Origin of the sequence: Burkholderia sp. WSM2230 (assembly GCF_000472445.1) — a bacterium.
Lineage (GTDB): Bacteria > Pseudomonadota > Gammaproteobacteria > Burkholderiales > Burkholderiaceae > Paraburkholderia.
This window is the reverse complement of sequence record NZ_AXAJ01000011.1, coordinates 20,209-44,733: the sequence shown is the minus strand read 5'-3', so window position 1 is coordinate 44,733 and position 24,525 is coordinate 20,209. Positions and strand designations below refer to the sequence as shown.

At 62.3% G+C, this 24,525-nt stretch carries 18 protein-coding genes; 5 read left to right on the top strand and 13 right to left on the bottom strand.

The features are described 5' to 3' along the window. Nucleotides 1-37 precede the first annotated feature (37 nt). Nucleotides 38-1,771 carry an FAD-dependent oxidoreductase gene (locus A3AC_RS0120515; protein ID WP_025601101.1) on the bottom strand — a complete coding sequence of 578 codons (1,734 nt, stop codon included), beginning with the start codon at nucleotides 1,769-1,771 and terminating at the stop codon, nucleotides 38-40. 171 nt (nucleotides 1,772-1,942) lie between these two features. Next, on the bottom strand, nucleotides 1,943-2,557 hold the full coding sequence (locus A3AC_RS0120510) for a DapH/DapD/GlmU-related protein (RefSeq protein WP_025601100.1): 615 nt from the start codon (nucleotides 2,555-2,557) through the stop codon (nucleotides 1,943-1,945). A 183-nt stretch (nucleotides 2,558-2,740) separates the two neighbouring features. Here A3AC_RS0120510 and A3AC_RS0120505 point away from each other — a divergent pair, with 183 nt between their 5' ends. Then, the gene (locus A3AC_RS0120505) at nucleotides 2,741-3,229 is read left to right on the top strand and encodes a hypothetical protein (protein WP_025601099.1); all 489 of its coding nucleotides are present in this window, start codon (nucleotides 2,741-2,743) and stop codon (nucleotides 3,227-3,229) included. Between the two features lie 29 nt (nucleotides 3,230-3,258). On the opposite strand, the gene A3AC_RS0120500 is transcribed toward A3AC_RS0120505, so the two are convergent. The 9 genes from A3AC_RS0120500 to A3AC_RS0120460 form a co-directional block, all read right to left on the bottom strand. Continuing rightward, nucleotides 3,259-4,590, bottom strand: coding sequence for a glycosyltransferase WbuB (locus A3AC_RS0120500; protein WP_025601098.1), 1,332 nt, complete (start codon nucleotides 4,588-4,590; stop codon nucleotides 3,259-3,261). 62 nt (nucleotides 4,591-4,652) lie between these two features. Then, on the bottom strand, nucleotides 4,653-5,795 hold the full coding sequence (locus A3AC_RS0120495) for a glycosyltransferase family 4 protein (protein ID WP_025601097.1): 1,143 nt from the start codon (nucleotides 5,793-5,795) through the stop codon (nucleotides 4,653-4,655). 25 nt (nucleotides 5,796-5,820) lie between these two features. Then, the gene (locus A3AC_RS0120490; protein ID WP_025601096.1) at nucleotides 5,821-6,777 is read right to left on the bottom strand and encodes a GDP-L-fucose synthase family protein; all 957 of its coding nucleotides are present in this window, start codon (nucleotides 6,775-6,777) and stop codon (nucleotides 5,821-5,823) included. 5 nt (nucleotides 6,778-6,782) lie between these two features. Beyond that, complete coding sequence (gene gmd / locus A3AC_RS0120485) at nucleotides 6,783-7,901, bottom strand: GDP-mannose 4,6-dehydratase (RefSeq protein WP_013338182.1); 1,119 nt, start codon at nucleotides 7,899-7,901, stop codon at nucleotides 6,783-6,785. A 55-nt stretch (nucleotides 7,902-7,956) separates the two neighbouring features. Continuing rightward, complete coding sequence (locus tag A3AC_RS0120480) at nucleotides 7,957-10,191, bottom strand: polysaccharide biosynthesis tyrosine autokinase (RefSeq protein ID WP_025601095.1); 2,235 nt, start codon at nucleotides 10,189-10,191, stop codon at nucleotides 7,957-7,959. Nucleotides 10,192-10,241: 50 nt separating this feature from the next. Then, complete coding sequence (locus A3AC_RS0120475; RefSeq protein ID WP_025601094.1) at nucleotides 10,242-11,381, bottom strand: polysaccharide biosynthesis/export family protein; 1,140 nt, start codon at nucleotides 11,379-11,381, stop codon at nucleotides 10,242-10,244. Nucleotides 11,382-11,450: 69 nt separating this feature from the next. Next, nucleotides 11,451-12,836 carry an undecaprenyl-phosphate glucose phosphotransferase gene (locus A3AC_RS0120470; RefSeq protein ID WP_025601093.1) on the bottom strand — a complete coding sequence of 462 codons (1,386 nt, stop codon included), beginning with the start codon at nucleotides 12,834-12,836 and terminating at the stop codon, nucleotides 11,451-11,453. 51 nt (nucleotides 12,837-12,887) lie between these two features. Further along, nucleotides 12,888-14,423: a mannose-1-phosphate guanylyltransferase/mannose-6-phosphate isomerase gene (locus A3AC_RS0120465; protein WP_025601092.1), complete on the bottom strand. Its 1,536-nt coding sequence runs from the start codon at nucleotides 14,421-14,423 to the stop codon at nucleotides 12,888-12,890. Between the two features lie 88 nt (nucleotides 14,424-14,511). Then, nucleotides 14,512-15,495, bottom strand: coding sequence for a helix-turn-helix domain-containing protein (locus A3AC_RS0120460; protein ID WP_025601091.1), 984 nt, complete (start codon nucleotides 15,493-15,495; stop codon nucleotides 14,512-14,514). An 831-nt stretch (nucleotides 15,496-16,326) separates the two neighbouring features. Here A3AC_RS0120460 and A3AC_RS0120455 point away from each other — a divergent pair. The 4 genes from A3AC_RS0120455 (at nucleotide 16,327) to A3AC_RS0120440 (ending at nucleotide 21,560) form a co-directional block, all read left to right on the top strand. Further along, nucleotides 16,327-18,366: a hypothetical protein gene (locus A3AC_RS0120455; protein ID WP_051361667.1), complete on the top strand. Its 2,040-nt coding sequence runs from the start codon at nucleotides 16,327-16,329 to the stop codon at nucleotides 18,364-18,366. Nucleotides 18,367-18,425: 59 nt separating this feature from the next. Then, nucleotides 18,426-18,575, top strand: a complete 150-nt coding sequence (locus A3AC_RS30755) for a hypothetical protein (RefSeq protein WP_198018020.1) — start codon at nucleotides 18,426-18,428, stop codon at nucleotides 18,573-18,575. Nucleotides 18,576-18,629: 54 nt separating this feature from the next. Then, nucleotides 18,630-19,082, top strand: a complete 453-nt coding sequence (locus A3AC_RS0120445) for a GDP-mannose mannosyl hydrolase (RefSeq protein ID WP_025601089.1) — start codon at nucleotides 18,630-18,632, stop codon at nucleotides 19,080-19,082. Between the two features lie 90 nt (nucleotides 19,083-19,172). After that, a complete protein-coding gene (locus A3AC_RS0120440) occupies nucleotides 19,173-21,560 on the top strand; it encodes an RICIN domain-containing protein (RefSeq protein WP_025601088.1) in 2,388 nt (795 codons plus the stop codon). A 25-nt stretch (nucleotides 21,561-21,585) separates the two neighbouring features. Here the strand turns inward: A3AC_RS0120440 and A3AC_RS0120435 are convergent, their stop codons facing one another. Then, nucleotides 21,586-22,671 (bottom strand): glycosyltransferase family 4 protein, encoded by a 1,086-nt coding sequence (locus A3AC_RS0120435; RefSeq protein ID WP_025601087.1) that lies wholly within the window; start codon nucleotides 22,669-22,671, stop codon nucleotides 21,586-21,588. Nucleotides 22,672-23,097: 426 nt separating this feature from the next. Next, nucleotides 23,098-24,339, bottom strand: a complete 1,242-nt coding sequence (locus tag A3AC_RS0120430; protein WP_025601086.1) for a CaiB/BaiF CoA transferase family protein — start codon at nucleotides 24,337-24,339, stop codon at nucleotides 23,098-23,100. Nucleotides 24,340-24,525: the final 186 nt, after the last annotated feature.

Below are 24,525 nucleotides of genomic sequence, written 5' to 3'. Positions count from 1 at the left end.
CGACGGCGCGTTAGCCGCGCCGCCCTCATCCCTTACTTCACTGCTCCTTCATCAAAGGCGTCAACGTGGACGCAGCGATAGGCAGCGTCTCGACCGGAGACTGCGCCGGCGCAACTCCACTATTGGCCGCTTCCACGCGAGTACCGCCGACGACATGCGGAACGTCCAGCTGTCGCGCGAGATGTCCGGCAAGCCGCAACGCGAGCGCCGCGATCGTGATGGTGGGGAAATTCGCGCCGACCGTCGGAAACACCGAACTGCCGCCCACATACAGATTGCTGATGCCGTGCACTTTGCAATTGCGATCGACTACGCCTTCGCGCGGCGAATCGTGCATACGTGTCGTGCCCATGTGATGCCAGGTTCCTTCCAGCTTCTCCGGCCATGCCCTGCCTTCGAGCGGCGCATCCAGTTGCACATCAGCGACGCGCGCGAGCTGCAGTTCCTTCGCCAGGCCGGCGAACGTTCTGTCGAATGTACGCTTCACCTGCTCGCCGAGGCGCCATTCCACTTTCACGCGCGGCATGCCGAAACGATCGCGTTTGTCGGCACTTAACGTGACGCGGCTCTCCGGGTCGGGCACCGCTTCGACAATCGCCTGCAGCGTCACATCGGTAATGAGCGCGGGCCACTGCAGCAGTCGGGTCAAGCCGTATCCGACCGTATGCAATGGATGCGCTGCCATGGTCGCAATATCGGCCTTGAGGCTGCGCCCCGGCTGATCCTTGTGCATGAGCGCTTCCTTGCAGCGAATCAGCGCCTCCGAGCCCGCGCTGCCCTCGCCGTACCAGCGCGAATAGAGCCACACGCGAGAATTAAGCAGCTTTTCGCGCTCCATCATCTCCTGCTTCGGCGCGAACTGCGACGAGATTTTCGTACCATGCGCCGATACCGCCGGATTCTGGTAGTGATACTTGATGTCGTAAAGCTTATTGCGCGCCACACCTGGCCGGAAACGGACCTTCCCCGACATCATGCGCGGGTGGTCCATGAAGTAGCGCCCCACCAGATCGTTAGCATTGCCAAGTCCCGCCGCCTGCACGTTGTTGGACGCGAGCAGCAGACGTGCGTTTTCGATTCCGCCCGTAGCCAGTACGAAAATGCGCGCCTTCACAGACATTCTGCGGCCGCTGAGCGTGCCCACCTGCACGCGGGTAATCGTCGTGCCTTGCGCATCGGCGTCGATATTGAGGACGTTCGCGTGCAGAAAGATCCGCACACGCGTGGAGCGCCCCAGTTCCTCGCGATACACCTTGCCAAAGCGCAGAGGCGGGCTGAACTGCGCAATCGTATCGCGCATGTCGCCGGTGCCAAGCGGTATGCGGCGAACGTCGGAGCGGCCGATCTCGCGCTCCCAGTATGCCGGGTCGAAGTTCTGCGGGCCGAGCTTCAGCAATTCGTGCGTGCGTGCGTAGTACGGTGCGAGTTCATCAAGGCCGAAGGGCCAGCCACTGTGCGCAATCCAGTCGCGCTTCTCGAAGTCCCATGGATCGAGCGGACGGCACCAGCCGCCCCAGCAGTTGCTACTGCCGCCGAAATAGCGGCTGCGCGAACCGTCCGCGAATCGATACGGCAGCCCCGCGTTTTCGCCGCGGTACAGGTCGCGTGTCTCCTCGTCGGGCGCAAAGCCGCCGCTTTCGAGCAGGCACGTATCCACGCCGGCGCTCGACATTTCACGTGCGAGCGTAATGCCCGCGACACCTCCCCCGATGATGCAAACCGTCGTTTCAATGACCGTGTTTTGTTCGACATTGCGAGTATCGATGAACATCCGCAGCTCCCGTGTTCTTCATCATGATTTTGTAGGACGTCTCCGGCTCGCCGGCCAATGGCCGGCAAGTATCGCGCCCTTATGTCGTGGCCGGATGCACGATTGCTCCGCTTGCCGCGACGTCGGTCTCCTCAGCGTATAAAGGCTGCGGATCTGGTTCTGTGCTTCAGGTCACGGAAGAAAACGCTTCCGCAAGAAACGACACGGATTTCCGCCATACACGCCCCCAGCTTCGATAGAGCGATGCACGACAGAGAGCGGCGTGACGACCGCCGAGCGGCCGATAGTCACACCCATTTGCACGACGCATTTCGAGGTGATCCACACACCGTCCTCGATGACGATAGGCGCGACGCGCAGGTCCATCGTCGTGCTCATATCATGCGAGCCCGCCGTGAGGAACGTACCCTGAGAAATGCACACGTTCGAACCGATACGAATGGGCGCCTGGTTGTAGATCCATACGTCGACGCCAAACCAGCACTTGTCGCCTACTTCGAGATTCCACGGCGCCTTTACACGCAGCGGATGCACAAAGCGGCAACCGCTGCCGATCCGCGCACCGAACAGGCGCAGCAACGCAACGCGCACGAATGAGAACGGCAGCAGCTTGTTGTTTATCACGCACGCCTCGACGACAAACCATACAAGCTCGATTAACGCACTGCGCCGTGCGCGATAGTTGCCCTTGCCCGCGAGACTCAGATCGATTACACGGTGCTGTGCGCCGCCTTCATCTATTTGCGGCGCACATGCGAGCCGCGGATCGTCTGCAATATTGCCCATGGTTCTTCTCCTTACCCTGCGCCGCCAGCCGATATACAGGGTTACTAATTGATTTCACTGCTGTCTTGCCCCGCCTCGCCGATCTTCACGACGTGGCCGCGCAGGCAAGCGTTTTGGCGGCTACGTGCATGCATTTTGGCGCACGATATCTTCACTAACGCGCATCAACCCCGGGGGACCACAATGACCACTCTGCTTCGCCATACCGCTCACTGCATGCTTCTCGTCACCGCTGCCTATGCAGCACCCGCGCTCGCTCAGGGCGCCGCGCCCGCCCGCACACCGGCGATGACAGCGACGGCTCCGACCGGCTACGGCGCACCCACGCCCGCTCCTGTCGATCGCCGCGCGATCCAGCGCAAGCGGGAGCAGAAACTGCTCGGCGCACCGGACGGATACGACGTCGGCAATGCCCAGAACGGTAACCTCGACGACGCCCGACGCGCAGCCTTGCTCGACGAGCAACGCATGACGGCCAACGGTGCTGTGCAAGGTGGGCAGCCAGGCCCGGCGGCGGACAAGCGCAAGGCGCCCGGCGGCCAGCTGCGCGTCGCCGATGCCGCAGCACGTCCGCGCGCTGCCGACAAGCTTCTGCCCGAAGGCGCCGCCAAAGCCACCTACTCCGATCCCTATGCAACCGGTAAGCGCTCCGTCTACCGGTCGCCGTGGTAATCGCACATTCATGATTGCCGCGGACCGGATCACTCCGGCGCGGCGTCCTCCGTGGTGGCCGGCTTCGCGTGCGGCACTGCTACCGCTGAATGCCTTGGGTCGAAGTATGTCGTGCTCGCCTTCCAGCGTCTTCTTCCTGCCGCGCGGCACATCATGCCAACGCGTTCCTCAAAAGTACTGATCGTGGTATCCGGCGATAGCGCGGTTTCCGCATAGTCGCGCGCTGCGCGGCCAAGCGCCGCGCGCCGCTCTGAATCGTTTGCAAGTGCATTGATCGCGCCGACCAGCGCCTTCACATTGTCCGGCGGCACCACCACACCGCGCGCATGCACCGCTTCGTGGAGTGCGGTCCCGCGCCGCGCCATCGCAATCGTCGCGCGGCCGCTGGCGAACATGCCGGTCAACTTCGACGGCATGACGAGATCTGCAGCATCGCCGCGTTGAGGCAACACGTGAATGTCCGCGAGATTGAGCAGTTCGTTGAGGCGCTCCGCCGGCTGCAGCGGAAGAAAGATGCAGTTGGGCAAGGCTGCGCAGCGCTTTGCAAGGCTCTCTCTGGCCGCCCCGCCGCCACAGAAGACAAACGTCAGATCGGCGCGGGATGCCAGCGACGCCGCAGCTTCCGCGAGCGTTTCGATGCCCTGCTTCGCACCCATGTTGCCCGAGTACAGAACGACTTTCTGCGCGTCGCTCAAATTGAGCTGGCTGCGGTACTCGCTCGCGCGGGGTAGCGGGTAAATTGCCGACACGTCGACCCAATTGGGAAGACACACCACTTTTGAGGGCGACACACCTTTCGCGGACGCGCGGGCACTCATTTGCCGCGTAATCGACGAGACCGCATCGAAGCGCCGCAACAACTGGCTCTCTATCCAGCGCGCAAACCGCGCCGCGCGCGATCCCTTTAGCAGGCCTAGTTCGAACGCCGCGTCCACTTCGTAATCCTGAATGTGAAGCCACGCACTCGCCCGCGTGAGCCGGGCGAGTGCAAGCGTTGCCGGCGCGCACATCAGGGTCGGCGCGATCAACAGTACCGCGTCGGGCCGCCAGAATGTCTGCCACGCGAGCACCGGCAGCGAAGCCGCCGCGAAGCTCGCCAGATGGATCATCCGCTTCAGGCCGCTCGGCCGCGACGGCACCCACAGCGGCGCACGCCAGACCGAGACACCGTCACGCTCCTCGCGTCGATAACGCCATGCGGCATACCCGCGGGAAACCCGCCACTCCGGGTAGTATGGCGGGGCACATACCACCCGCACCTCGTGCCCCCGACTCGCCAGCAGTGCGGCCATTTCGGCCGTGTACTTGCCGGTTCCCGTGAGTTCGGGCGCGTAATTAAGGCCGTAGATCAGGATCTTCATTGTGCGTGTCTGAACGTGTTAAGGCTTCCATGCCCGACCTCGCGGCGGCGCCGCGACGCCCGTCAATCGCTCAGCATCAGCGCACAGCCCCGGGCAATGTTGGCGGCTGCAGAAGGTGGATCAAACCGGCGAATCACATCCATGCAACGGTGCGCGGTACCGCTTGCGTCGGCGAAGGCTTCTATTGCCTTGAGCAGCGTGCGCTGCAATCCCGGCACGTCGCCCGCAATGAACGAATAGCCGCTCACGCCGTCGACGACGAGTTCCGGCACGCAGCCGCAGCTATCGCTCACGAGAGCCGGGCAGCCGTGCGCAAGCGCCTCGTTGACCACGAGACCCCACGGCTCGCTGAAGCTCGGCAGCACGAGGCATGTCGCGCGGTAGTACTCGCGTGTAAGTGGCTCGTCCTGCAGGCTGCCGGCGAACGTCACTGCATCGCCCAGTTGCAGATCGGCGGCTTTCGTGCGCAAGGCGTCGCCCATCGGCCCCGTACCGACGATGCGCAAGCGCGCCGCGGGAACCCGCTTGTGCAAACCGGCGAACGCTTCGATCAACGTACCGACGCCTTTCTCTTCCGAAAGACGTCCAACGTATAGAAACACCGGCGGATTGCCGGTGCGCGCGGCGACCCGCTCGGGGAATGCACGCTCCGGGGAAAACGATCCGGGCAACGCAGCGGCCTGACACGGCACGAAAATCTTGTCCCGCTTCGCGCCGAGCGAGAGCAGATATTCGCGGCTGCGTTCACCGAACCCGAAGTAGCCGTCGCATAGCGAGAAAAACACCCGCTTTGGAATCGACGTGATGAGCTTCTTCGGCCGGTCGCGTCCGGTCGAATCGCAGAACACCGCGCGCCGCTTGCCCGTCACGATGCACGCCGCGAGCATCGCCCAATATTCCGGACGGTGATAACCCGGCAACACGATCAGGTCGGACTTCGCCTTCAGCACTTCCCACGTGAGGCGCACGATCATTTTGATTGTGGGTACGTCTTCGTAGCAGCCGTCGAACAGCTTCTGCATTGGATACCGATGATACGAATAATCGACCTCGGAAAAGCCCAGGCGGTCATGCTCGGTATCCGCTATCTGCACCATCGAGTAGCGAATTGCTCCGGATGCCGAAATATTATGCAGCGCAGAAAAGACGACACCTTTGTGACGCGACCATACGACGTTGTGGAAGATGGTGACTGATGCACTCATTTTTATGCAGCTCCTCGAAAAGACGTCATTGCATGGCAGCCGCGGTCGTCGACCCGGCATAAGATTCGACGAATTCCCGATACGTCGAGGCGATTCCCTGCTCCAATCCGATCGTTGCTTTCCAGCCCATCTTCGCGAGGCGCGATACGTCGAGCAACTTGCGCGGCGTGCCGTCGGGTTTCGACGCGTCGAACACAAGCTCGCCCTCGAAGCCGACCACCTTACAGATGCACTCCGCCAGCTCGCGAATCGACAGGTCTTCGCCGACACCCACGTTGAAGAGTCCTTTCACCACGTTGTTTTCGAGCACGAACAACGTAGCCGCGGCAAGGTCATCCACGTGCAGAAATTCGCGGCGCGGCGTGCCCGAGCCCCATACGGTCAATGTATCGGCGCCGTTCAGCTTCGCTTCATGAGCCTTGCGCAGCAGCGCCGGCAATACGTGGCTGCTGTTCAGATCGTAGTTGTCGTTCGGGCCGTACAGATTGGTCGGCATCAGTGACACATACTGCGTGTTGTACTCGCAGTTGTATGCCTCGCAGAGCTTCAGGCCGGCGATCTTCGCGATGGCGTACGCGTCGTTGGTCGGCTCGAGCGACGAGGTCAGCAGATACTCTTCGCGAATCGGCTGCGGACACTGCTTCGGATAAATGCACGACGAACCGAAGAACACCAGCCGCTCGACTTGTGCCCGATACGCAGCGTGAATCACGTTGGTTTCGATCACCAGGTTCTGGTAAATGAATTCGCCCGGCCGCGACGCGTTGGCGAGAATGCCGCCCACGCGCGCCGCGGCAAGCAGCACGACGTCGATTTTCTCAGCCTCGAAAAAGCGGTTCACCGCCGCCTGATCCATGAGGTCCAGTTCGAGCCGTGAACGCGTGACCACGTTCGTATAGCCGGCCGCGACCAACCGTCTGACCAGGGCGGAGCCGACCATGCCGCGGTGGCCCGCGACAAATATGCGTGACTGTTTGTTCATCGCAATCACTCGTGATGTTCGAGCGCCGTGAAGCCGGCGAGCGTGACGAGCGCGTCACGACGTGCAATCTGAAAGTCCGAGCGCACCATCTCCTTGACGAGCGAGGCGAACGGCGTGGTGGGTTGCCAGCCAAGCTTCGCATGCGCTTTCGACGGATCGCCTAGCAGCGTCTCCACTTCGGCAGGCCGGAAGTAGCGCGGATCGACGCGCACGATCACGTCGCCGGGCGACATCCTGGTCTCGCGCCCTTCCACTTTTTCGACAATGCCGATCTCGTCGACGCCGCTGCCCTCGAAACGCACGGTGACACCCAGCTCCGCCGCCGCGTGCTGAACGAACTGGCGCACGCTGTATTGCACGCCGGTAGCGATCACGAAGTCCTCAGGCTGCTCCTGCTGCAGCATGCGCCATTGCATCTCGACGTAATCGCGCGCATGGCCCCAATCCCGCAGCGCCGAGAGATTGCCGAGGTACAGCGTTTTCTGCATACCCACTGCAATACGCGCAATGGCGCGCGTGATCTTGCGGGTCACGAAAGTCTCGCCACGCACCGGCGATTCGTGATTGAACAGAATCCCGTTGCATGCGTAAAGACCATAGGCCTCGCGATAATTGACCGTAGTCCAGTACGCAAACATCTTGGCGACTGCATAGGGGCTGCGCGGATAGAACGGCGTGGTCTCCGATTGCGGCACCTGCTGCACGAGCCCATAAAGCTCGGATGTCGACGCCTGATAAAAGCGCGTTTTATTCTGCATACCTAAGATTCGTATCGCCTCGAGAATACGCAGGGCGCCAAGACCGTCCGCGTTGGCCGTGTATTCCGGCTCCTCGAAGGAAACTGCAACGTGGCTTTGTGCCGCCAGGTTGTAGATCTCGTCCGGCTCCACGCGCTGAATCACGCGCAGAATGCTGGTGGAGTCCGTCAGATCTGCGTGATGCAGAAAGAGATGCTGCTCCGGATCATGTGGATCGCGATACAGGTGATCGATCCGGTCTGTGTTGAATAGCGACGACCTGCGTTTGATGCCGTGCACGTCGTAGTTTTTGGCGAGCAGAAGCTCGGCGAGGTACGACCCGTCCTGCCCCGTGATCCCCGTGATCAGCGCGACCTTGCGTTTCATGAAGGCTTCTCCAGTTAACTTTTCAATACTTGTAGCGAGAAACTCGGCCGCGATTTCAGCCCGCGATGCTGTCGTACCCGTAATAGCCGCCCTGGTACCCCGAGCCGAGGAACGCTCCTTCTTGCGGTACGTCGGTGAGCAGTACGCCTCTGAGTCCGACGCCGCCATTACGAAGACGCTTGGCGGTCTCGGCAATTTCATTCAACGGATGACGGCCGTGGCGAACCACCAGCAGCGTCGTGCCCGCGTGCTTGCCGATCAGCGTCGAATCCGTCACGGCGAGCACCGGCGGCGTATCGACGATAACCAGGTCGTAACGGGTCTTCAGTTCTTCGAGCATCGACTCGAAACGCGAACTCATCAGCAATTCGGAAGGATGCGAAGGTAGCGTGCCTTTGGCGAGCACGTCGAGGCCTGGCAGCACGTCGCGCTGGATCATCGCGGTCAGATCGCCGCCGCTCAGTACATCGGAGAGGCCGGGTTGATGCGCGATGCCGAAATGCGAGTGCACGTCGCCGCGCCGCATATCGCCGTCGATAATCAGCACACGTTTGTTAGCCGACGCGACGAGCGCCGCCAGGTTCACCGAGAGGAACGACTTGCCTGCATCGGGCCGCGAGCCCGTGATCATGACGACGTTATTCGCAGCATGGTCGAGCGAAAGCTGCAGCGAAGTGCGCAGGTTGCGCACGCCTTCGACGGCAATGTCCTCCGGCGCCTGCTGCGCGAGTACATGCAGACCGCGGCGGCGCAGCATCACGTTCTCCTGCAGCCGCAACTGCGTCTGGCTGCGCGGCACCACCGCGAACACCGGCACGCCGAGCACCGCTTCCAGTTCATCCGGACGCTCCACGCCGCCATACATCGCGCGCTTGAAGAACGTCAGAAGAACGCCGAGCACGAGACCGCCGCCGAGCGCGATGAGGATTGCGATCACGCGCTTCGGGCGGACCGGCTCATCGGGGGCCTCGGCGAAATCGACCACGCGCACGTTGCCGACCTGGCCTGCCTTGGCGACACGCAACTGCTGCGCGCTGTTGAGCAGGTTCGTGTAGAGCTCCGTGTTGACATGCACGTCGCGCAACAGACGCAACGCGGTCTGCTCAGTGTCCGGCATCACCGAAACACTGCGGTTCATGTTGGTCTGCGCGCCTTGCAGGGCCGCGATTTGCGCATCGAGCGAAGCCACGGCCGGGTGATTCGCGGTAAAACGTTGCGACATCTCGGCGCGCTGCGTTTGCAGATCGAGCAGCTTCGTCTTGTTGTCGACGATCTGCTGAAGCAGCAGGCGGCTCTCTTCGCCAAGGTCCACTGTTCCGTGCGTGTTGCGGAACTTGTTGTACCGTTGCTCCGCTTCATCGAGCTCCTTGCGCAAGCCCGGCAATTGCTGGTCGAGGAATGCGAGCATGTGCTCGGCTTCCGTCGAACGGCTGGCGACGTCCTGGCGCACGAATTCACGCGCCATGCTGTTGACGATCGCCGCGGTCAGTCCGCTGTCGCTGCCTTCGAGACTCGCGCGGATCACACCAGATTGCAGCGTGGTTTCCTGCACGACGAGCGCCTTCTGCAGACGGTCCACCGTGCTCAACGTCGACGCACGCTGCAACTCGAATTGCGCTCCGGGTGCGCCGGTCAGGGCGTCGACCCGCAATGCGATAGGACCGTCGGCCGTATCGGTTTCCACTGTTTCGCCGACATGGCCCGACAGGATCGCAATGCCGTTCCTGTCGCGCAGCACGTACGAACGGTCGTTGCCTGCAACCAGTGTGAACGTCGTGTCGTACATCTCCTTCGACGTATCGAAGCGCGATACGGAAATGCTCTCGTTACCCCACGCATAGCCGGACAGATTGATGAACTGGGGCAGCTTGAAGCCCCATTGCCCGTTCACCAGTCCCGCGATCAGGCCGCCGATAAGCGGCATATAGCGCGGCGTAGCTGTAATGTCGAGGTGCAGCTTCTTGACGGTTTCCTCCGTCACGAGCCGCGACTTCAGCAGTTCAATCTCCGCTGCAGTCGAGGGCTTCGTGTCGAACATGCCGGTTAGAGGCGGCAAGGAATCCTTACCATTCGCGTTGGCATTTGCCGTCTTGTCCTCGACGTGGAACAGCACGTCCGCCCGGTACGTCGGCGGGGCAAGGAAAGCGTACGCGCACCCCAGCGCGAGCGCGATCAGCGTCACCGTTGCAATGGTGCGCCAGCCCCGCACGATCGTGCGGAGATAGTCCGACAGATGCAGCTCGTCCGGTCCGGACACGTCGGTATAACGGTTCTCGAAGTTGATTGCCATTTTGGTCACCCAGCATAACCCGCGGTTTTTCTGATTTGCTTTGTACGGTCTTACTTCGCTACTACGACACCTGTGACAGCCGCGTTGATCGCGGGCAGCAGCAGGTTCAGGATGCGGTTGAAACGAACCAGCCCGCCCTGGCCCACGTACACGACGTCCTTCGGTTGCAGTTCGAACTGATTGGCGAGGATCATCGAAACCGGCGACGTTGCATCCAGGTGGTAAATCTGCGGCGATTCGCTCGTCGAATTGCGGATCACGAACAGTTGCCGCGTGGAAGCCGTGGCCTGGTCGAAGCTGCCGCTGTCCGAAATGGCCTGCGAGAGCGTGAGCGAACCGTTGCGCATCGGCGTGACCGTTGCCGGCTTGTTCACTTCGCCCATCACGTAGACACCGCTGTCTTCACGCGAGGCCACGCGCACGGCGTCGCCCGCTTGCAGATAGATGTTCGACGGGTTGTGTCCGCGTTTGAGCAGGTCGTCCATGTTCAGCTGATACGTGACGCCATTGCGGATCAACTCGACGCGGCTGCGGTCCGCGTTCGGGCTGAAGCCGCCGCTCTGGCTGATCGCACTCGTGAGCGTCATCGTAATGTCGTTGAGCGACTGTGCACCAGGCGTGCGCACTTCGCCGTCCACGAAAATCTGCGCGTTGCGGAAAGACGCCACACGCACGGTCACTTCCGGCTTCTGGTACACCTTGCTCAAGCGGCTATACAGTTCCTTCTGGATCGCGCCGACGTCCTTGCCTGCCACGTGTACCGTACCCGCATACGGAAACTGCACATCACCCTTCTCGTCGATGAGAAAGCCCGAGGCCGCATCCGAAGACTTGGCGTTCTGCGCGGGCTGGCCGAGCGCCGCCGCGAGTTCCGGGTGATCCCACACGACGATCTGCAACACGTCTCCCGGGCCGACCCTGTAGGGCCCCGGCTTGCCGAACAGTGCTAGCGTGGCCGGCGGCAACGGGGCACTAGCCTGCTCCGTGTGCATCTTGCGCAGCAGCGACAGGTTGATATCGGTAATCGGTATCGTCTGCTGCTGTGACGGTTCAGTGCTGAAATCGCCGCCCGTCTCCTGCAATGTGGCCGGCGTTTCCATCCGCTGGCCCGGAGCGGCGGCACAGCCCGCAAGCAGTGCAGCGATAGCGAAAACCGTGAGACTTCCCGTGCGTGTACCAAGCGAGCTCATAACTTTTCCTCCTTGCGCAAGAGCGAATGTCCCCGGAAAGAGGCACCGCCTTGCGTGCTTTGTTAACAACTAGTAAGCGTTTCGATGCACCAGTCCGGCGACAATCGTCGCGCCGATAATCCGCATGTCGAGTGCGAACGACCAATGGCCCAGGTAGTACAGGTCATGTTCGACGCGACGTTCCATCTTTTCGATGCGGTCGGTCTCGCCACGAAAGCCGTTGATCTGCGCCCAACCTGTAATGCCCGGCTTGATCCGATAGCGATTGATGTAGCCCGCGACCACTTTCTGATAGAGATCGTCGTGCTCGAGCGCATGAGGACGCGGTCCCACGACCGACATGTCGCCACGCAATACGTTAAAAAACTGCGGCAGTTCGTCGAGGCTAGTGCGGCGCAGGAACGCGCCGACTTTCGTTACGCGCGGGTCGTTGCGCGTTGCCTGTTTGAGGCTGCCTTTTTCCTCGGTATGCAGGCGCATCGAACGGAACTTGTAGATCGTGAAGACGCGTCCATCCGCGCCCTTGCGCTTCTGCCTGAAAAACACCGGTCCGCGCGACGAAACCTTGACCGCGATGGCAATAGCAAGCAGAAGCGGCGCAAGACAGATGAGCGCGGCGGCTGCAAACAGGCGGTCGAAAATCTCCTTCTTCAGCATCGAGCTTGCGGACAGCGGCGATGCAACGAGGTTGATGGCCGGCACGCCAAGAAGTTCGATCACGCCGCTGCCTTCGAATAGCGCGAGACTGCGCACGTCCGGCATGAAACGGATGTTGACCAGATCGTCACGGAACTCGCCGACCAGCGAGCAGATGAGCGGCTCTTCTGCCAGCGACAGCATCAGCCAGAGTTCATGAACATCGTTCGTGCGGATGTATCCGGCAAGCGCATCGACGTTGTCGAAAACCGGCACGCCTGTACTCGTCACCGGCGATTTCTGTGGGCTCGTGTTGTAGACCGCCGCCGCGCGAAAACCCGTAGTGGGTGCCGATTCGATACGGCGGATGATCGCGTCGCATTGCGAGCCGCTGCCTACTATCGCGACCTGATGCAGATTCATCCCCGCGCCGCGTGCCCGCGCCAGCACCGCGTGCGTGATGAGGCGGTACGAGATCAGCAGACCACCCGTCACGGCCGTCCAGTACGAAAACCACAAACGCGACACGAAGTCGCTGCGATGCAGGGAATACATCAGCACGAGCGCGCTGCCTTGCACGATCAGCCACGCGAGCGACACCTGGCCCGCGAGCGCGAGCTTCGAGCGGCCGCGCCATGATTCATACACGCCGAATGCCGGGAAAATGGCGAGCGCGAACGCCGCCGCGAACATCACCAGCGCCCAATAGAAACCCGATTGAGCGAGGTAGTCGAAGCGGATTTGCGACGCCACAGCCGCACCCGCGAGCACCAGCGCGACATCGAACATTCGCGCGAGCAAATCCTGAAACCTGCGCATTTTGCTTACCTCGTACTGGCCGTTCCTGCCGACACCTGCCGGGTCCGCTGTCTATGAACAGCGGCCGTAGTTGTCGTTGAATCGCACGATGTCGTCTTCCCCGAGATAAGTGCCCGACTGGATCTCAATGATCTCTAGCGGCACCTTCCCCGGGTTTTCCAGCCTGTGCCGCGTGCCGAGCGGAATGTATGTCGATTCGTTTTCGCTCAGCAGGAATTGCTCGTCGCCTCGCGTGACGAGCGCCGTGCCGCGCACCACCACCCAATGCTCGGCGCGGTGATGATGCAGTTGCAGGGAGAGCTGGGCGCCCGGCGTGACGACGATGCGCTTCACCTGAAAACGCTCGCCGTGATCGATCGAATCGTAAAAACCCCATGGACGATGCACCTTGCGATGTGCGTCGGCCTCCGGTGCGTGCTGCGCCTTGATGCGCGACACGAGACCCTTGACGTCCTGCACATGCGAGCGGTCCACCACGAGCACGGCGTCGGCGGTTTCGACCACGACCACATTGGTCGTACCGACGCACGCGACGAGGCGCCCTTCAGAATGCGCATAGCTCGACACCGCGCCCTCGAAGGTCACGCGGCCACGACCTGCATTGCCGTTTGCGTCTTTTTCCATCGCGGCCCACACAGCGTCCCATGAACCGAGATCGGACCAGCCGGCTTCGAGCCGGACCACCACGCCCGCGGGCGCTGCGCCGTTTGCCGGGGCAGACTCGTCCGCGGCTTCGGTCAGGCGCTCCATCACGGCGTAGTCGATCGAATCGGCAGGCGAACTGAGAAACGCATCGACGAGCGGGCGAAAATAGCCGCCTTCGTTGCGACCGCCGCGGAACGCGCGTTCGCAGGCCGAGTGCATGTCCGGCTGCAGACGCTTGAGCGTGTCGAGCCACACGCTCGCGCGCAGGATGAAGATGCCGCTGTTCCACCAATACGTGCCTGCTGCAACGTACTGCGCCGCAATTTCTTCCGCGGGCTTTTCCACGAAGCCGTCGATCGCATGCGCGCCGTCACCGAGCGCCGCACCGATGCGGATATAGCCGAAGCCGGTATCGGGTCGCGTGGGCGGCACACCGAGCGTCGCAACCGAACCTCGTTCGGCGTAACGTGCCGCGCTTTCCAGTGCGGCCTGCAAGGCGTTGAGATCGGCAATCGAGTGATCCGCCGGCATCACGACGAGAATGCCGTCCTGGCCTTCCGCGCACGCAAGCAACGCGGCGAGCGTCAGCGCGGGCGCCGTATCGCGGCGAGCGGGCTCGACCATCAGACGCGCCTCCACACCGTTCTCGTGAAGCTGCTCAGCAATCACAAAGCGGTGCTCTTCACCGCACACGATGATCGGCGAAGCATCGACCTGCCAGCCCGCCGGAAAACCGTTCATGCGTCGTGCAGTGGCTTGCAGCAGAGAATCGGAGCCCACCACGTCGATCAACTGCTTCGGATAGTTCTCGCGCGACACCGGCCACAGCCGCGTACCCGAACCACCCGCGAGAATGACCGGGACAATGCGCGTGCAACGCGCGCCGGCTGCGTCGTCGGCGGCATTGGGCGATGTGTTGTTTCCAGCTCCCTGATTCAACATGTTTGCAATCCTTATGATTCTTCAAAACCACCCCAACAGATACCGGAGACCGCGTGCAGCAAGCGCCCTCCAGCTTGCCCCGTCGACGCTATTGGCCCACCATGCGGCGGCTTTGTATTCTGAATTCGGTAGGCGAGATCCTCATTCGCTTGCGGAACACCTTGGCGAGCCGGTCGCCGTTACCCATGCCCGTGCGACGCGCGATTTTGTCGACCGGCAATTCGGATTCGGTGAGCAGGCTGCACGTCACGGCAAGGCGCTCATGCAGCAGAAAACTCGAGGGCGTAATGCCCATTTCCATCTTGAAGCGGCGCAGGAAGTTGCGCTCGCTCATCGCGGCGAACTGCGCGGCGTCCGCGATCGAAATCGACTGCTGACAGTTTTCCTGCAGCCAGCGCGCTGCTGCGCGCACCTTGTCGCCCGGCGTGAGTGCACCGTCATCGCTCAAAAGCGGCGCGAGGTTCGAGCACGAATCGGCAAGCAAACGTTCGGCAACGGTGCGCGCGGTAGTGGCGCCGAGATCGCGCTTGATCATGGCGAGCGCGCTGCGCATCGACTCCAGGCGGTCGCCCGCGTCGGCGGTCTGTTCCGCCTGGCGCGGCGCTTTCGACGCCTCGCGCAATTCGTGGCTCTCTATTGCGTCCGGCACATAGGCCGCGTCGAGCAGCGCCCGTCCTTCGGCAATCGGGCGGATCATGCCGGTGTTGTGACGCACGCGGCGCAGCCAGGCAATCAGGCGCTCGTCCCTCGCGGCGGCGATCGCGCCTTTGCCTCCAGCCACGTACAGCGCGTCGAAACCGTTGTAATGTCTTGCGTCGAGTCCGTCGGTCCATACTCGCAGAGCCGACGACGATGTCACCATGCCGCCGTCGGCGGACAGGAAGCACACCTCGTATGAGCAGCCGCTCACGGCCGAGGAAGCCAGTTCATTTGCCGTCTGGAACACCTCGGCTACCACGCCGGCGCCTTGCAGCGAGCAGTCGTTGAACATCAGTATCGCGATGCGACGCATGCCTTTGTTCGGTGCGTGCCCCCAACGCAGCATGGCAGACTCGAGACTCGCGCAGGTCATAGCTATCCTCACCAGAAAACGGATTTACTTTCACCATCCACGGCCACGCCGGGCCGACTCTGAGCAGTGCATCATAGCCATCACCAGTCCAGTATTTAGCCGCCATGACCGATAGTGCTGACATGTTGGCGCATTGACGGGAGTGGCACATCAGTGATTTTCGGCAACATTCTGCCTTCACCGAATTGCACCGAATTAATTGCCGATTCCACATATCATTGAATTGGCGTTGTGCGAATCTTAGTGCAAAGCCAAAGCCGATTTCGTTCGCCACCGCACACTGCATCACTACTCAAAAAAGGGCGGTTACAATCTGTTTCGCAGGGATATTCCGCGCTTATAAAGTGATTTCCCCTAACGGAACCCACTTACCGAACATCTTTTCCCCAGCGCGAATATTTCTGGCGGAACTTGCTGCGCCTGTTTCGGCTGACGATAGCTACCGCGCACTTCAATAAGGCGAACCAGTGTCTAATATAGGCACTTCACAGCGCGTTTCGGTTATTTAAATTTGCTCTTATTGTCCGCATTCAATATAAATACGGCGATCAATGTTTCAGTCCTGAAACATCGGAATTACGGCCGTTAAGATGGCAGCGCAATCGGCGGTCCCGCGGCCGCGAATGCAACGCCGCCGACGGTCCAAAACCGCCATCGGATTGCCGAAATACACTATGCGTTTTGCGCGACAGGCGGCAACGGACACTATGCTGAGGCGGCTCTGACCTGGTGAATTAGCAGTTTGACGACGTTCAGGCGTCGCGACGCGCCGCGAACGGTACGGGGGAAGCTATGTCGATTTCAAGCGAAGATCGCGGAGCGCGAAGCTTCATGAGCCAGTGGGCGGGGCGCACGCCGATACATCGCACCGCTATGGTGGCCGCTGTGCTCGCCTTTCGTTTAGCTTCAGGCGAAGCAGCGTCCCCTGCTGCGGGGGCATCGGCGGTGCATGTCGATATAACGGCGGCACAGTCGCAGAGTCAGGCCGCGGGCCTGCGCTGCTCAGCGCCCTCCTCGCAAACAGGCGCGCCCTCGAATGGCGATCTGATAGAAGCCGACACGCCGAGCGACGGCACACGGCTCTTTACCGCATCCGCATCGAAGCCGTTTGCGCTCGTCTTCACCACGCGCGCCCCTCAAAACGATACGCTCAACTGGCAGATACGCGACACGTGGAATGTAGTGCGTGCAAGCGGCAGCTTTGACGTGGCAGCGGGCGCCGTCTCGTCGACGCTCAGTTGCACCTCCACAATAGCAGGCTACTTCGCCGTGTCGGCATCGCTCCAACGCGCGCGCGGTCAGCTCGAATCGCGCGGCACGCGCCCTGCGGGCATGGCCACCTTCGGCGTGCTGCCCGATACCGCAGCAGCATTGCCCGCCGTGCGCTTTCCGTACGAGGACCTGCATCGGTTCGGCGGCCAGGGCACCGCCTATCTCGCGCCCGGTCAGCACTGCTGCGACGGCGACGGCTACCGCCCGGTCTATACGGCGCTCGGCCTCAGCTGGGTAAACGACAACCGCAACTGGTACATGGAAGAGCCGGACAGGTCCGGCACCTTCGATCCCGCGGCCAGGCAGCTCACGCCGTACTTGCAGCGCGGCGACGTCATGCGTCTGATCCAGCTCGACGGCATTCCCAAATGGGCCAGTCCGACGGCTAGGCAAACTCATAGCTATGCGCCTACTTCGCTCGCGCAGATGAAGGAGTACATGGCAAAGGTCGGCGCTGAGTCGAATCGCGTTCGCAGCACCTACTTCCCGAAGCAGCGCGACAACTATTATCAGGTCACGTGGGAGCCCGACGCGGACGGCGGATTGCCGTGGCGCGATACCGACGCCAATTTCATCGCCATGTACAAGGCCGTGTGGGAAGGCATCCATCAGACCGACCCGCATGCGGTAGTCATGGGCCTTACGTATTCGTCGGTGCAAGGCAACGTGAAGTGGATGCGCCGCCTGGGTCCGCTCGGCATTGGCCGCTATATGGACGGCATGACCGTGCACGGCTATTACGACATCGGCACAACGCCGTCGCATCCGCCGGAACGCGTGGCGGACACGCGCAACGAAGGCACGGTGTCAGGCGCGCTCGCTGCTTCAATGCGCGCGTTGCGCCATGAAATGCGGCAATACCTGAAGCCCGGCGCGCCGCTGTTCGTCACCGAAACCGGCATCAGTTACGACATCGCCGAATCGTACGGCAAGAGCTATCCGAATGCCGACGTGCTGTATGCGCAAGCCGCGGTCGTCGCGCGCACGCATCTCATCCTGCTCGGCGAAGGTGCCGACATGACCTACGTGTTCTATCTCGCGGATATGCCGGACGCCGCGCCCGGATACGGCATCTTTTTCGAGCTCGAGCACGCGAAAGGCGCCTATGGTCCGACCCACATCAGCCCCAAGCCCGCGGCGCTCGCGGTAGCGGCAATGACGCGTATTGTCGACGGAACGAGTACGCTCGGGCCGCTCAAGGGCTTGCCGAAAGGCGTCTACGCTTACGCGTTTCGCCGGCTCGGCGGTGGCAAGATCGTCATTGCGCTGTGGACTCACGACAACGACAAATGGAGCGCGAAAACCGGGTTCAACGCGGGACAAAGCGTCGAATACCGCTTGCGTGTCGACGCATCCGGCACGAGCGGCGAAGTGACGGCGCTCGACATGATGGGCAACGCGTCGGCTGTTCCGTATCGCGACGGCGTCGCGAGCCTGAAGCTGTCGCCCGCGCCTGTGTACGTGGTGTCGAACAACGCCGACGTGTTCAAGGACGCTGTCATCACACCAGAGGGTTACGTCGCGCGGCAGGGAGCCGAACCGCTGCCGCAGTCCGCGGGCAAGTCGGCTAGCAATGCCAGAGGCCCGATAGCTAGGTAGCGCACAGAAAGTCCGCACCACCGAAGTTAGCATCTGTATCAACGCGCTGGAGCCGCCCGATGACCGGCGTTGCATGGACCATGCTGGTGCTGACCGCGATAGCCGGCGCGTTTGTGTTCGCGGCGGCCGGCACGCTCGTGCTCCTGCTGCTGATCGCTTACGTGGCTGAAGATCTGACTCGCGACGACGACAACCGCGGCGATTATTAACGGCTCGCGCCATAAACACCACCATGGGTACGAAGCCCTTGCTCAGGAACTGAAATGCTGACGGAGCTCGACTTCCTCGATGTTGTTCGTCTGACGCCACTCGTCGCGATTGATCTGATAGTTAGCGATGCAGACGGACGCATCCTGATTGGCCACCGCCGCAACCGGCCCGCGCGCGGCACTTGGTTTGTTCCCGGCGGCCGCATTCTCAAGGACGAGACGCTCGACGCCGCATTCTCGCGCATTGCCGACGCGGAACTCGGCGTGGCGAAGCTCGCGCGTTCGTCCGCGCGATTCGAGGGCGTCTTCGAGCATCACTACAGCGACAACTTCGCAGGCGAGCCGGGCGTGTCGACGCATTACATTGTGCTGGCTTATGCGTTGACGCTTGCAGGCATGCAACTACTCGGCCGGCCGGATCAGCACAGCGGCTATCTATGGCTTACGCCCGCGCAACTGCTTGCACGCGGCGACGTCCACGAAAACACGAAGGCCTATTTCCGTTGAAGCCGCCGCACGCGCCCGCGTGTGCGCGAGATGGCCGGAACATCAGACAATTGCAGTATGATCGGGCCAACCATAACGGCTCCAATCCACATGCGATCACCAGCGGCCAGGCTTGTGCGGGGTGCATGCATTGCGCTCATCGCGCTACTATCCCTAACCCTGTTTCCGGCGGCAGCGCGTGCCGCGAACTGCAACGCTGGCACGCTCGTCACGGTCGTCGCGCATCTCGACGACGACCTCCTGTTCGTCGATCCCGCGATCAGCGAGCGTCTGGATGCCGGGTGGTGCATCACGACTGTGCATCTTATCGGCGGCGCGAACGGCGCGAACTTCTCCTACGTGCTGACGCGCGAGCGGGCCTCGCGGCTCGCGTATGCGCGCATGGCGGGCGTGCCTGATGTGTGGGACGAGTCCAACATCCAGGTGGCCGGCAAGCTCGTACATGAAATGGTATTGAAGGCGAAGCCACAGGTTCGCCTGCTCGAATTGCGGCTGCCGGGCGGCGGCGTGCGCGGCGGCCGCGAGCCGCTCGGTTTGCTATGGGAACAGCGGGCGACGCTTTCCACCTATCCGATGAATACGGACGGCTCGGGGCGCATGAAATACGATAGGGAATCACTGTCGGCCACCTTGAAGGTGATCCTTTTACAGGCCTCGCAAATCTACACACTTAATCCGGACACCGTACCATTCGTCGAGCACCCGGACCACATCTTCGCCGCGCGCATCACGCGTCATGTCGCGCAGACGCTCGGCAAGAGCGTGCCGATCGTCTACCACGTGACCTACCCGACCGGCGGCTGGCCCGGCAACCTGCCTGCTGCCGAGGTGCAACGCAAGCGCGACATTGTCGCGAGCTACTTTTCTATCGACGGAAGCGAGTCCTCGCATGTATTCGGCGAGTTCCAATGGGACGGCAACTGGGTCGCGCGGCGCTATGCGTTTGCGGACCGCAGCGATCGCCGCGTGCCGGACTTCCAGGCGCGTCCGGTGAAGCTATTCAATGTGGCGACGAACCGCTGCGTGAGTGCCAACGGTATTGGCCAGGCGCCCACGCTCGCTGCATGCAATGGATCGCCCGCACAACAATGGCGATGGGAACCCGTCACGGTCTATCCCGGCAACGCGCGCAATGCCGCGCTGGTTAGTGTCGCCACGTCTCAATGCATTGCCGAGCGCGACGGCTATCTGCGCGCGGAAAGCTGCGATCAATGGGATCTCGCGCAACGCTGGACACCATGGGATTTCGGCCTCGTCTACACGCCGATGCGTCACTGCCTGGGCGAAAACGGCGGCAAGCTGACGATGCGCGGCTGCACCTCGCTCACCACGCGCTACCGTTGGGCGACGACACAGCGCATTCAGGCCAACGATCTGCGGCTCGCCACCGCCATGTATGGCGACGTGACAGGCACAGGCACTTCTTCCGCCGTCTATGTGCAGCGTCAGCACGATGGCCCCGGATTCAGTGTCTATGCCGCGTCGCTCGAACAGGAGAGGCCGCCGGCGCTGTGGTATTCGGCTTCGGTGCCATTCGATCCGCGCGCCACCGCACCGAGCTGTGCCGGCGACACCCTCTGCTTCGACACCGCACGCTTTCTGCTCGGCGACTTCGACGGCGACGGCAAGGCGGACCTGATGGTCGTCACTGCGCGCGAGAACGGCACCGCATTCTGGCTGCTGCACAGCGCGGGCGATCGTTTCAACGCGCCGCGTCTGTGGCTGCAAACGAGCTCCGCATTCAAGCCAGAACTGACACAGCAATATGTGGCCGCCGATTTCACCGGCACGAACAGAGCGAGCGTGATGATTGCGCAGAAGCGCGCCGACAGCGGACTCGACTTGTGGATTGCATCGTCCAACGGCGCGGCAGGTGCTGCAGGGGCGCCCATACTCGCCACCGAAGCCAAGGGCCTCGCGCAGAATGCCACGCTGCTGCCCTTCGGCAAGGCGGGTTCGCGCTCGTCACTCGTTGCGCTCGAAACGATGCACGAGCGCGTCTCGCTCACGGTCATTGCCAACGAAGGCGCGCGCATGACCATCGGCGAACGCAGAATGTTGCCGGCCAGTTTCGCGCCCGGCTTCGTGAAGACGGCAATTGCCTCGTTGCACGGCGATCATCGCGACACGCTCATGCTGATCACGCCGCGTCTCGAGGGCACCGAGGCCGGCACGCTTATCGACATCGCCACGCTCGATATAGGCGACCCGGCAGCCGTGCCCGTGCATGTCGCATCGCTGCAAGGCATGTCATGGTCCGACGTGTTTCCTGCCTACGTGCAGGACAAGCACGGCGCGGCGCTCGTGCTTTACCGCAGAGTGGACGCCACGCTCGGCGACTTTTACTTCACAGGAGGCGCTCCGGCGTTGTCGCGCTATCCGCTAAAAAGCGGCTTGGCCGTGGGCACGCCGCAGGATCTCGGCGAAATGCCGGGGCTCTTTTCGGAGACGGTGAGGATAGACCGGCTCGCGCAATAATCCTCGCGCGGCCGGTCGATTACTTTCAGGCAGAAACCCGCAGCGGCTCTGCAAACTTGCGCACGATGGACATGTAGCGGTCCGCAGTGTCATGCAGCGTATAACCCGCGAGCTGCCGGTGCGCGCGCGGCGTGTTCAGCGCATTGACGAGCGCGTGGCCGTACGCTTGCGCGTCAGTCGTATCGACGAGGCTCACGCCGGCAAAGTTGCTCGCGAAACCAAACGAGGGAATGCGGTTCGCCACGACCGGAATCCCGGACGCCAGCGCCTCGAGAAAACCAATGCTCTGCGCTTCGAAGCGCGAGGGCATCGCAAACACGCGCGACGAACGCAACACCGCGGCGACGTCCGAGCGCGGGCCGCACACGCTAACCCTGCTCTCCAGCCCAAGCTGCCGGACCAGCTCCACCACGGCGCGGTGGTAATCGAGCTCTTCGACCACACCGCACAGCAGCAGAGTCGCGTCCGGCTCCGCCTGCAATACGCGTTGGAACGCGCGAACCGTATCGAGCTGGCTCTTTCCTTCTATGTACCGGCCAAGCTGAACGATCTGCTTCGGCGGCACCGCACTGTCGCGCGCGGGCGTGGCATCATGTGCGGCGAAGAGCGATGCATCCACTCCATTAGGAATCACAACCATTGACGGATGTTTGCCGATCTCGCGCATGTAGTCGTCGATATTCTGCTGCGACACGCCGATGACGGCGCTGGCCCGGCGCGACAGCAGCCGCTCCGCACGCTTGAGTGCGCCATTTTCGAAGTCGTTGACGCCCGAGTGCATCACCCAGGCAATAGGCGTATGCACCGGCAACAGACGCACGTACAGCGCCGCCAGCGTGGCATGCGCAATGATGAAATCAGGGCGGAACTCGCGCACCACCCGGTACAGGTGCAGCAGTTTGCCTACCCGGCCGTGACGCACGCCGGGAAAGCGGCACATGACGCCGGCCGCATTGAGTTCCGCGCGAATATCCGCGAAATCGTCCTGCTGCGGCAGCAGCGAAGTCATACAGACCTCGTGCCCGGCACGCTGATGATGAATGGCCAGACCTTTTACGAGTACCTCTGCCCCGGACAATCGTGGTGCGTGAACCAGTTGAAGAATCCTCACGATTTATCTCTCTGATGACCGCCCGCCGTGCAGCGGCCAGATGAGCCGGCCTCGTGAGCAACGGCCCACGTGACGCCCTCATCTGTTAGTTGGTATGTGGCGCGTGCCTGAAACGGCGTGCGTCGTTTCCGAAACCCGCGACTCGCCGATGCACCGGCAGTTGTCGCCAGAAAACGTTACACCGAACATCCTGCAAATTTGCGCCAAGGCCAAGCTCTCTTCCGCGGGGAAATGAGCGGTAGCGCCCACTCATAACGCGAATGTCAGTTAGCGGTCCGATCCGCCTCGCGAACGAAGAGGAGTGGTGGCGGAGGTAAATGAGCGCTACCGCACATGACACGTAAGTATGATCAAAGCATCTCGCGCACGTTGTTCAGTCAGAAACGCACGCACGAATGCTAGTGTGGCTGCGCGCGGCGCCTGTTCTCAACCGTCCGTGGGCGACGTGGTGGACGTAATGGACGTAATGGACGCGATCCGCGCCTCGTCATAGCCGAGCTCGCGCAGCACCTCTGCCGTGTGCTCGCCGATCTTCGCGATCGGCCGACGCGGCTGCAAACGCGCGCCGTCGATTGAAATGGGCAGCAAGGGCATTGCGGTTTCGCTGCCGTCGTCGAGCGTGAGACGCGCAAGGCCGCCGCTTGCGTTCAGATGCGGATCGTCGAAGAGTTGTTCGGGCTTCGCGATAGACGCGAACGGAATATGGTCGCGCTCGAACAGCGGCACGAGCGCCGCGCCCTCGAACTGGCGCAGCGTTTCGCCAAGCGTCTGCAACAGCCATGAGCGCGCGAGCACGCGGTCGTTGTTGGTCGCGAGGCGCGGATCGGCGAGCAGATCAGCGCGGCCGAGAATGCCGCACAACGCGCGCCATTGACCGTCGCCGGTCGCGGCAATGAACATCTGCTCGTCGTTGGCGAGCGTGAACACGTCGTACACGGCCCATGCGCTGATGCGCTCGGGCATCGGCGCGGGCGCCACGCCGGTCGCCGCGTACTGCTGCATGTGCTGCGCGGAAAGCAGCACGCAGTTCTCGAAGAGCGCGCTCTGCACTTCCTTGCCGCGCCCGCTCGCATGACGTTCATGCAGCGCGGCAAGCACGCCGATTGCGCCGAACATGCCGCCCATGATGTCGTTGACCGAACTGCCGGCGCGCAGCGGACGGCCCGTTGGGCCCGTCATATAAGCGAGGCCGGCCATCATCTGCACGACTTCGTCCAGTGCGAGGCGATGCTCGTAAGGCCCATTGAGAAAGCCCTTGTGCGATACGTAGATGAGCTTCGGGTTGCGTTCGCGTAGCGACGCGTAGTCGAGACCGAGGCTCGCCATGCGGCCCGGCTTGAAGTTCTCGACGAACACATCGGCGGTGTCGACCAGCTCATGCAGCGCGGCGAGTCCAGCCTTGCTGTCCAGATCGAGCGCAACGCTTTTCTTGTTGCGATTGAAGGTGCGGAAAAAGCCCGCGCCGGTGCCGAGCAAACGCCGCGTGCCGTCGCCGCGCGGCGGCTCGACCTTGATCACTTCGGCGCCGAGGTCCCCGAGAATCATCCCGCACGTCGGGCCCATCACCATATGCGAGAGCTCGATCACCCGAATGCCGGCGAGCGGCAATGCGCTTTGCGGCGCGTCCGGTGCGCAAGCGGAAGTCACGGCTGAGGTAGAGGCGTTCATTGCAGCACCTGCGAATCGAGTGCTGAAAATTATGCCCGAGGAAGAGCGGCGGCCGGAGTCATCTCAGGGTATCCACGGTCAATTCCCTGGCGGCATTTGTGAGCTTGCTCGCGGCATGCGCTGTGGCTATGCTGAGCGATGCTCGCGGCGGCCGGCGCCTTCCACTCGATTCGCTCGACGGTTTTG

Bases quoted from the DNA above. Each gene is read 5' to 3' on its own strand.
- gmd (WP_013338182.1), bottom strand. From the start codon at position 7,901: ATGAAACGCAAGGTCGCGCTGATCACGGGGATCACGGGGCAGGACGGG.
- A3AC_RS0120510 (WP_025601100.1), bottom strand. From the start codon at position 2,557: ATGGGCAATATTGCAGACGATCCGCGGCTCGCATGTGCGCCGCAAATA.
- A3AC_RS0120490 (WP_025601096.1), bottom strand. From the start codon at position 6,777: ATGAACAAACAGTCACGCATATTTGTCGCGGGCCACCGCGGCATGGTC.
- A3AC_RS0120515 (WP_025601101.1), bottom strand. From the start codon at position 1,771: ATGTTCATCGATACTCGCAATGTCGAACAAAACACGGTCATTGAAACG.
- A3AC_RS0120465 (WP_025601092.1), bottom strand. From the start codon at position 14,423: ATGTTGAATCAGGGAGCTGGAAACAACACATCGCCCAATGCCGCCGAC.
- A3AC_RS0120470 (WP_025601093.1), bottom strand. From the start codon at position 12,836: ATGCGCAGGTTTCAGGATTTGCTCGCGCGAATGTTCGATGTCGCGCTG.
- A3AC_RS0120460 (WP_025601091.1), bottom strand. From the start codon at position 15,495: ATGACCTGCGCGAGTCTCGAGTCTGCCATGCTGCGTTGGGGGCACGCA.
- A3AC_RS0120475 (WP_025601094.1), bottom strand. From the start codon at position 11,381: ATGAGCTCGCTTGGTACACGCACGGGAAGTCTCACGGTTTTCGCTATC.
- A3AC_RS0120440 (WP_025601088.1), top strand. From the start codon at position 19,173: ATGCGATCACCAGCGGCCAGGCTTGTGCGGGGTGCATGCATTGCGCTC.
- A3AC_RS30755 (WP_198018020.1), top strand. From the start codon at position 18,426: ATGACCGGCGTTGCATGGACCATGCTGGTGCTGACCGCGATAGCCGGC.
- A3AC_RS0120495 (WP_025601097.1), bottom strand. From the start codon at position 5,795: ATGAGTGCATCAGTCACCATCTTCCACAACGTCGTATGGTCGCGTCAC.
- A3AC_RS0120430 (WP_025601086.1), bottom strand. From the start codon at position 24,339: ATGAACGCCTCTACCTCAGCCGTGACTTCCGCTTGCGCACCGGACGCG.
- A3AC_RS0120500 (WP_025601098.1), bottom strand. From the start codon at position 4,590: ATGAAGATCCTGATCTACGGCCTTAATTACGCGCCCGAACTCACGGGA.
- A3AC_RS0120455 (WP_051361667.1), top strand. From the start codon at position 16,327: ATGAGCCAGTGGGCGGGGCGCACGCCGATACATCGCACCGCTATGGTG.
- A3AC_RS0120445 (WP_025601089.1), top strand. From the start codon at position 18,630: ATGCTGACGGAGCTCGACTTCCTCGATGTTGTTCGTCTGACGCCACTC.
- A3AC_RS0120480 (WP_025601095.1), bottom strand. From the start codon at position 10,191: ATGGCAATCAACTTCGAGAACCGTTATACCGACGTGTCCGGACCGGAC.
- A3AC_RS0120505 (WP_025601099.1), top strand. From the start codon at position 2,741: ATGACCACTCTGCTTCGCCATACCGCTCACTGCATGCTTCTCGTCACC.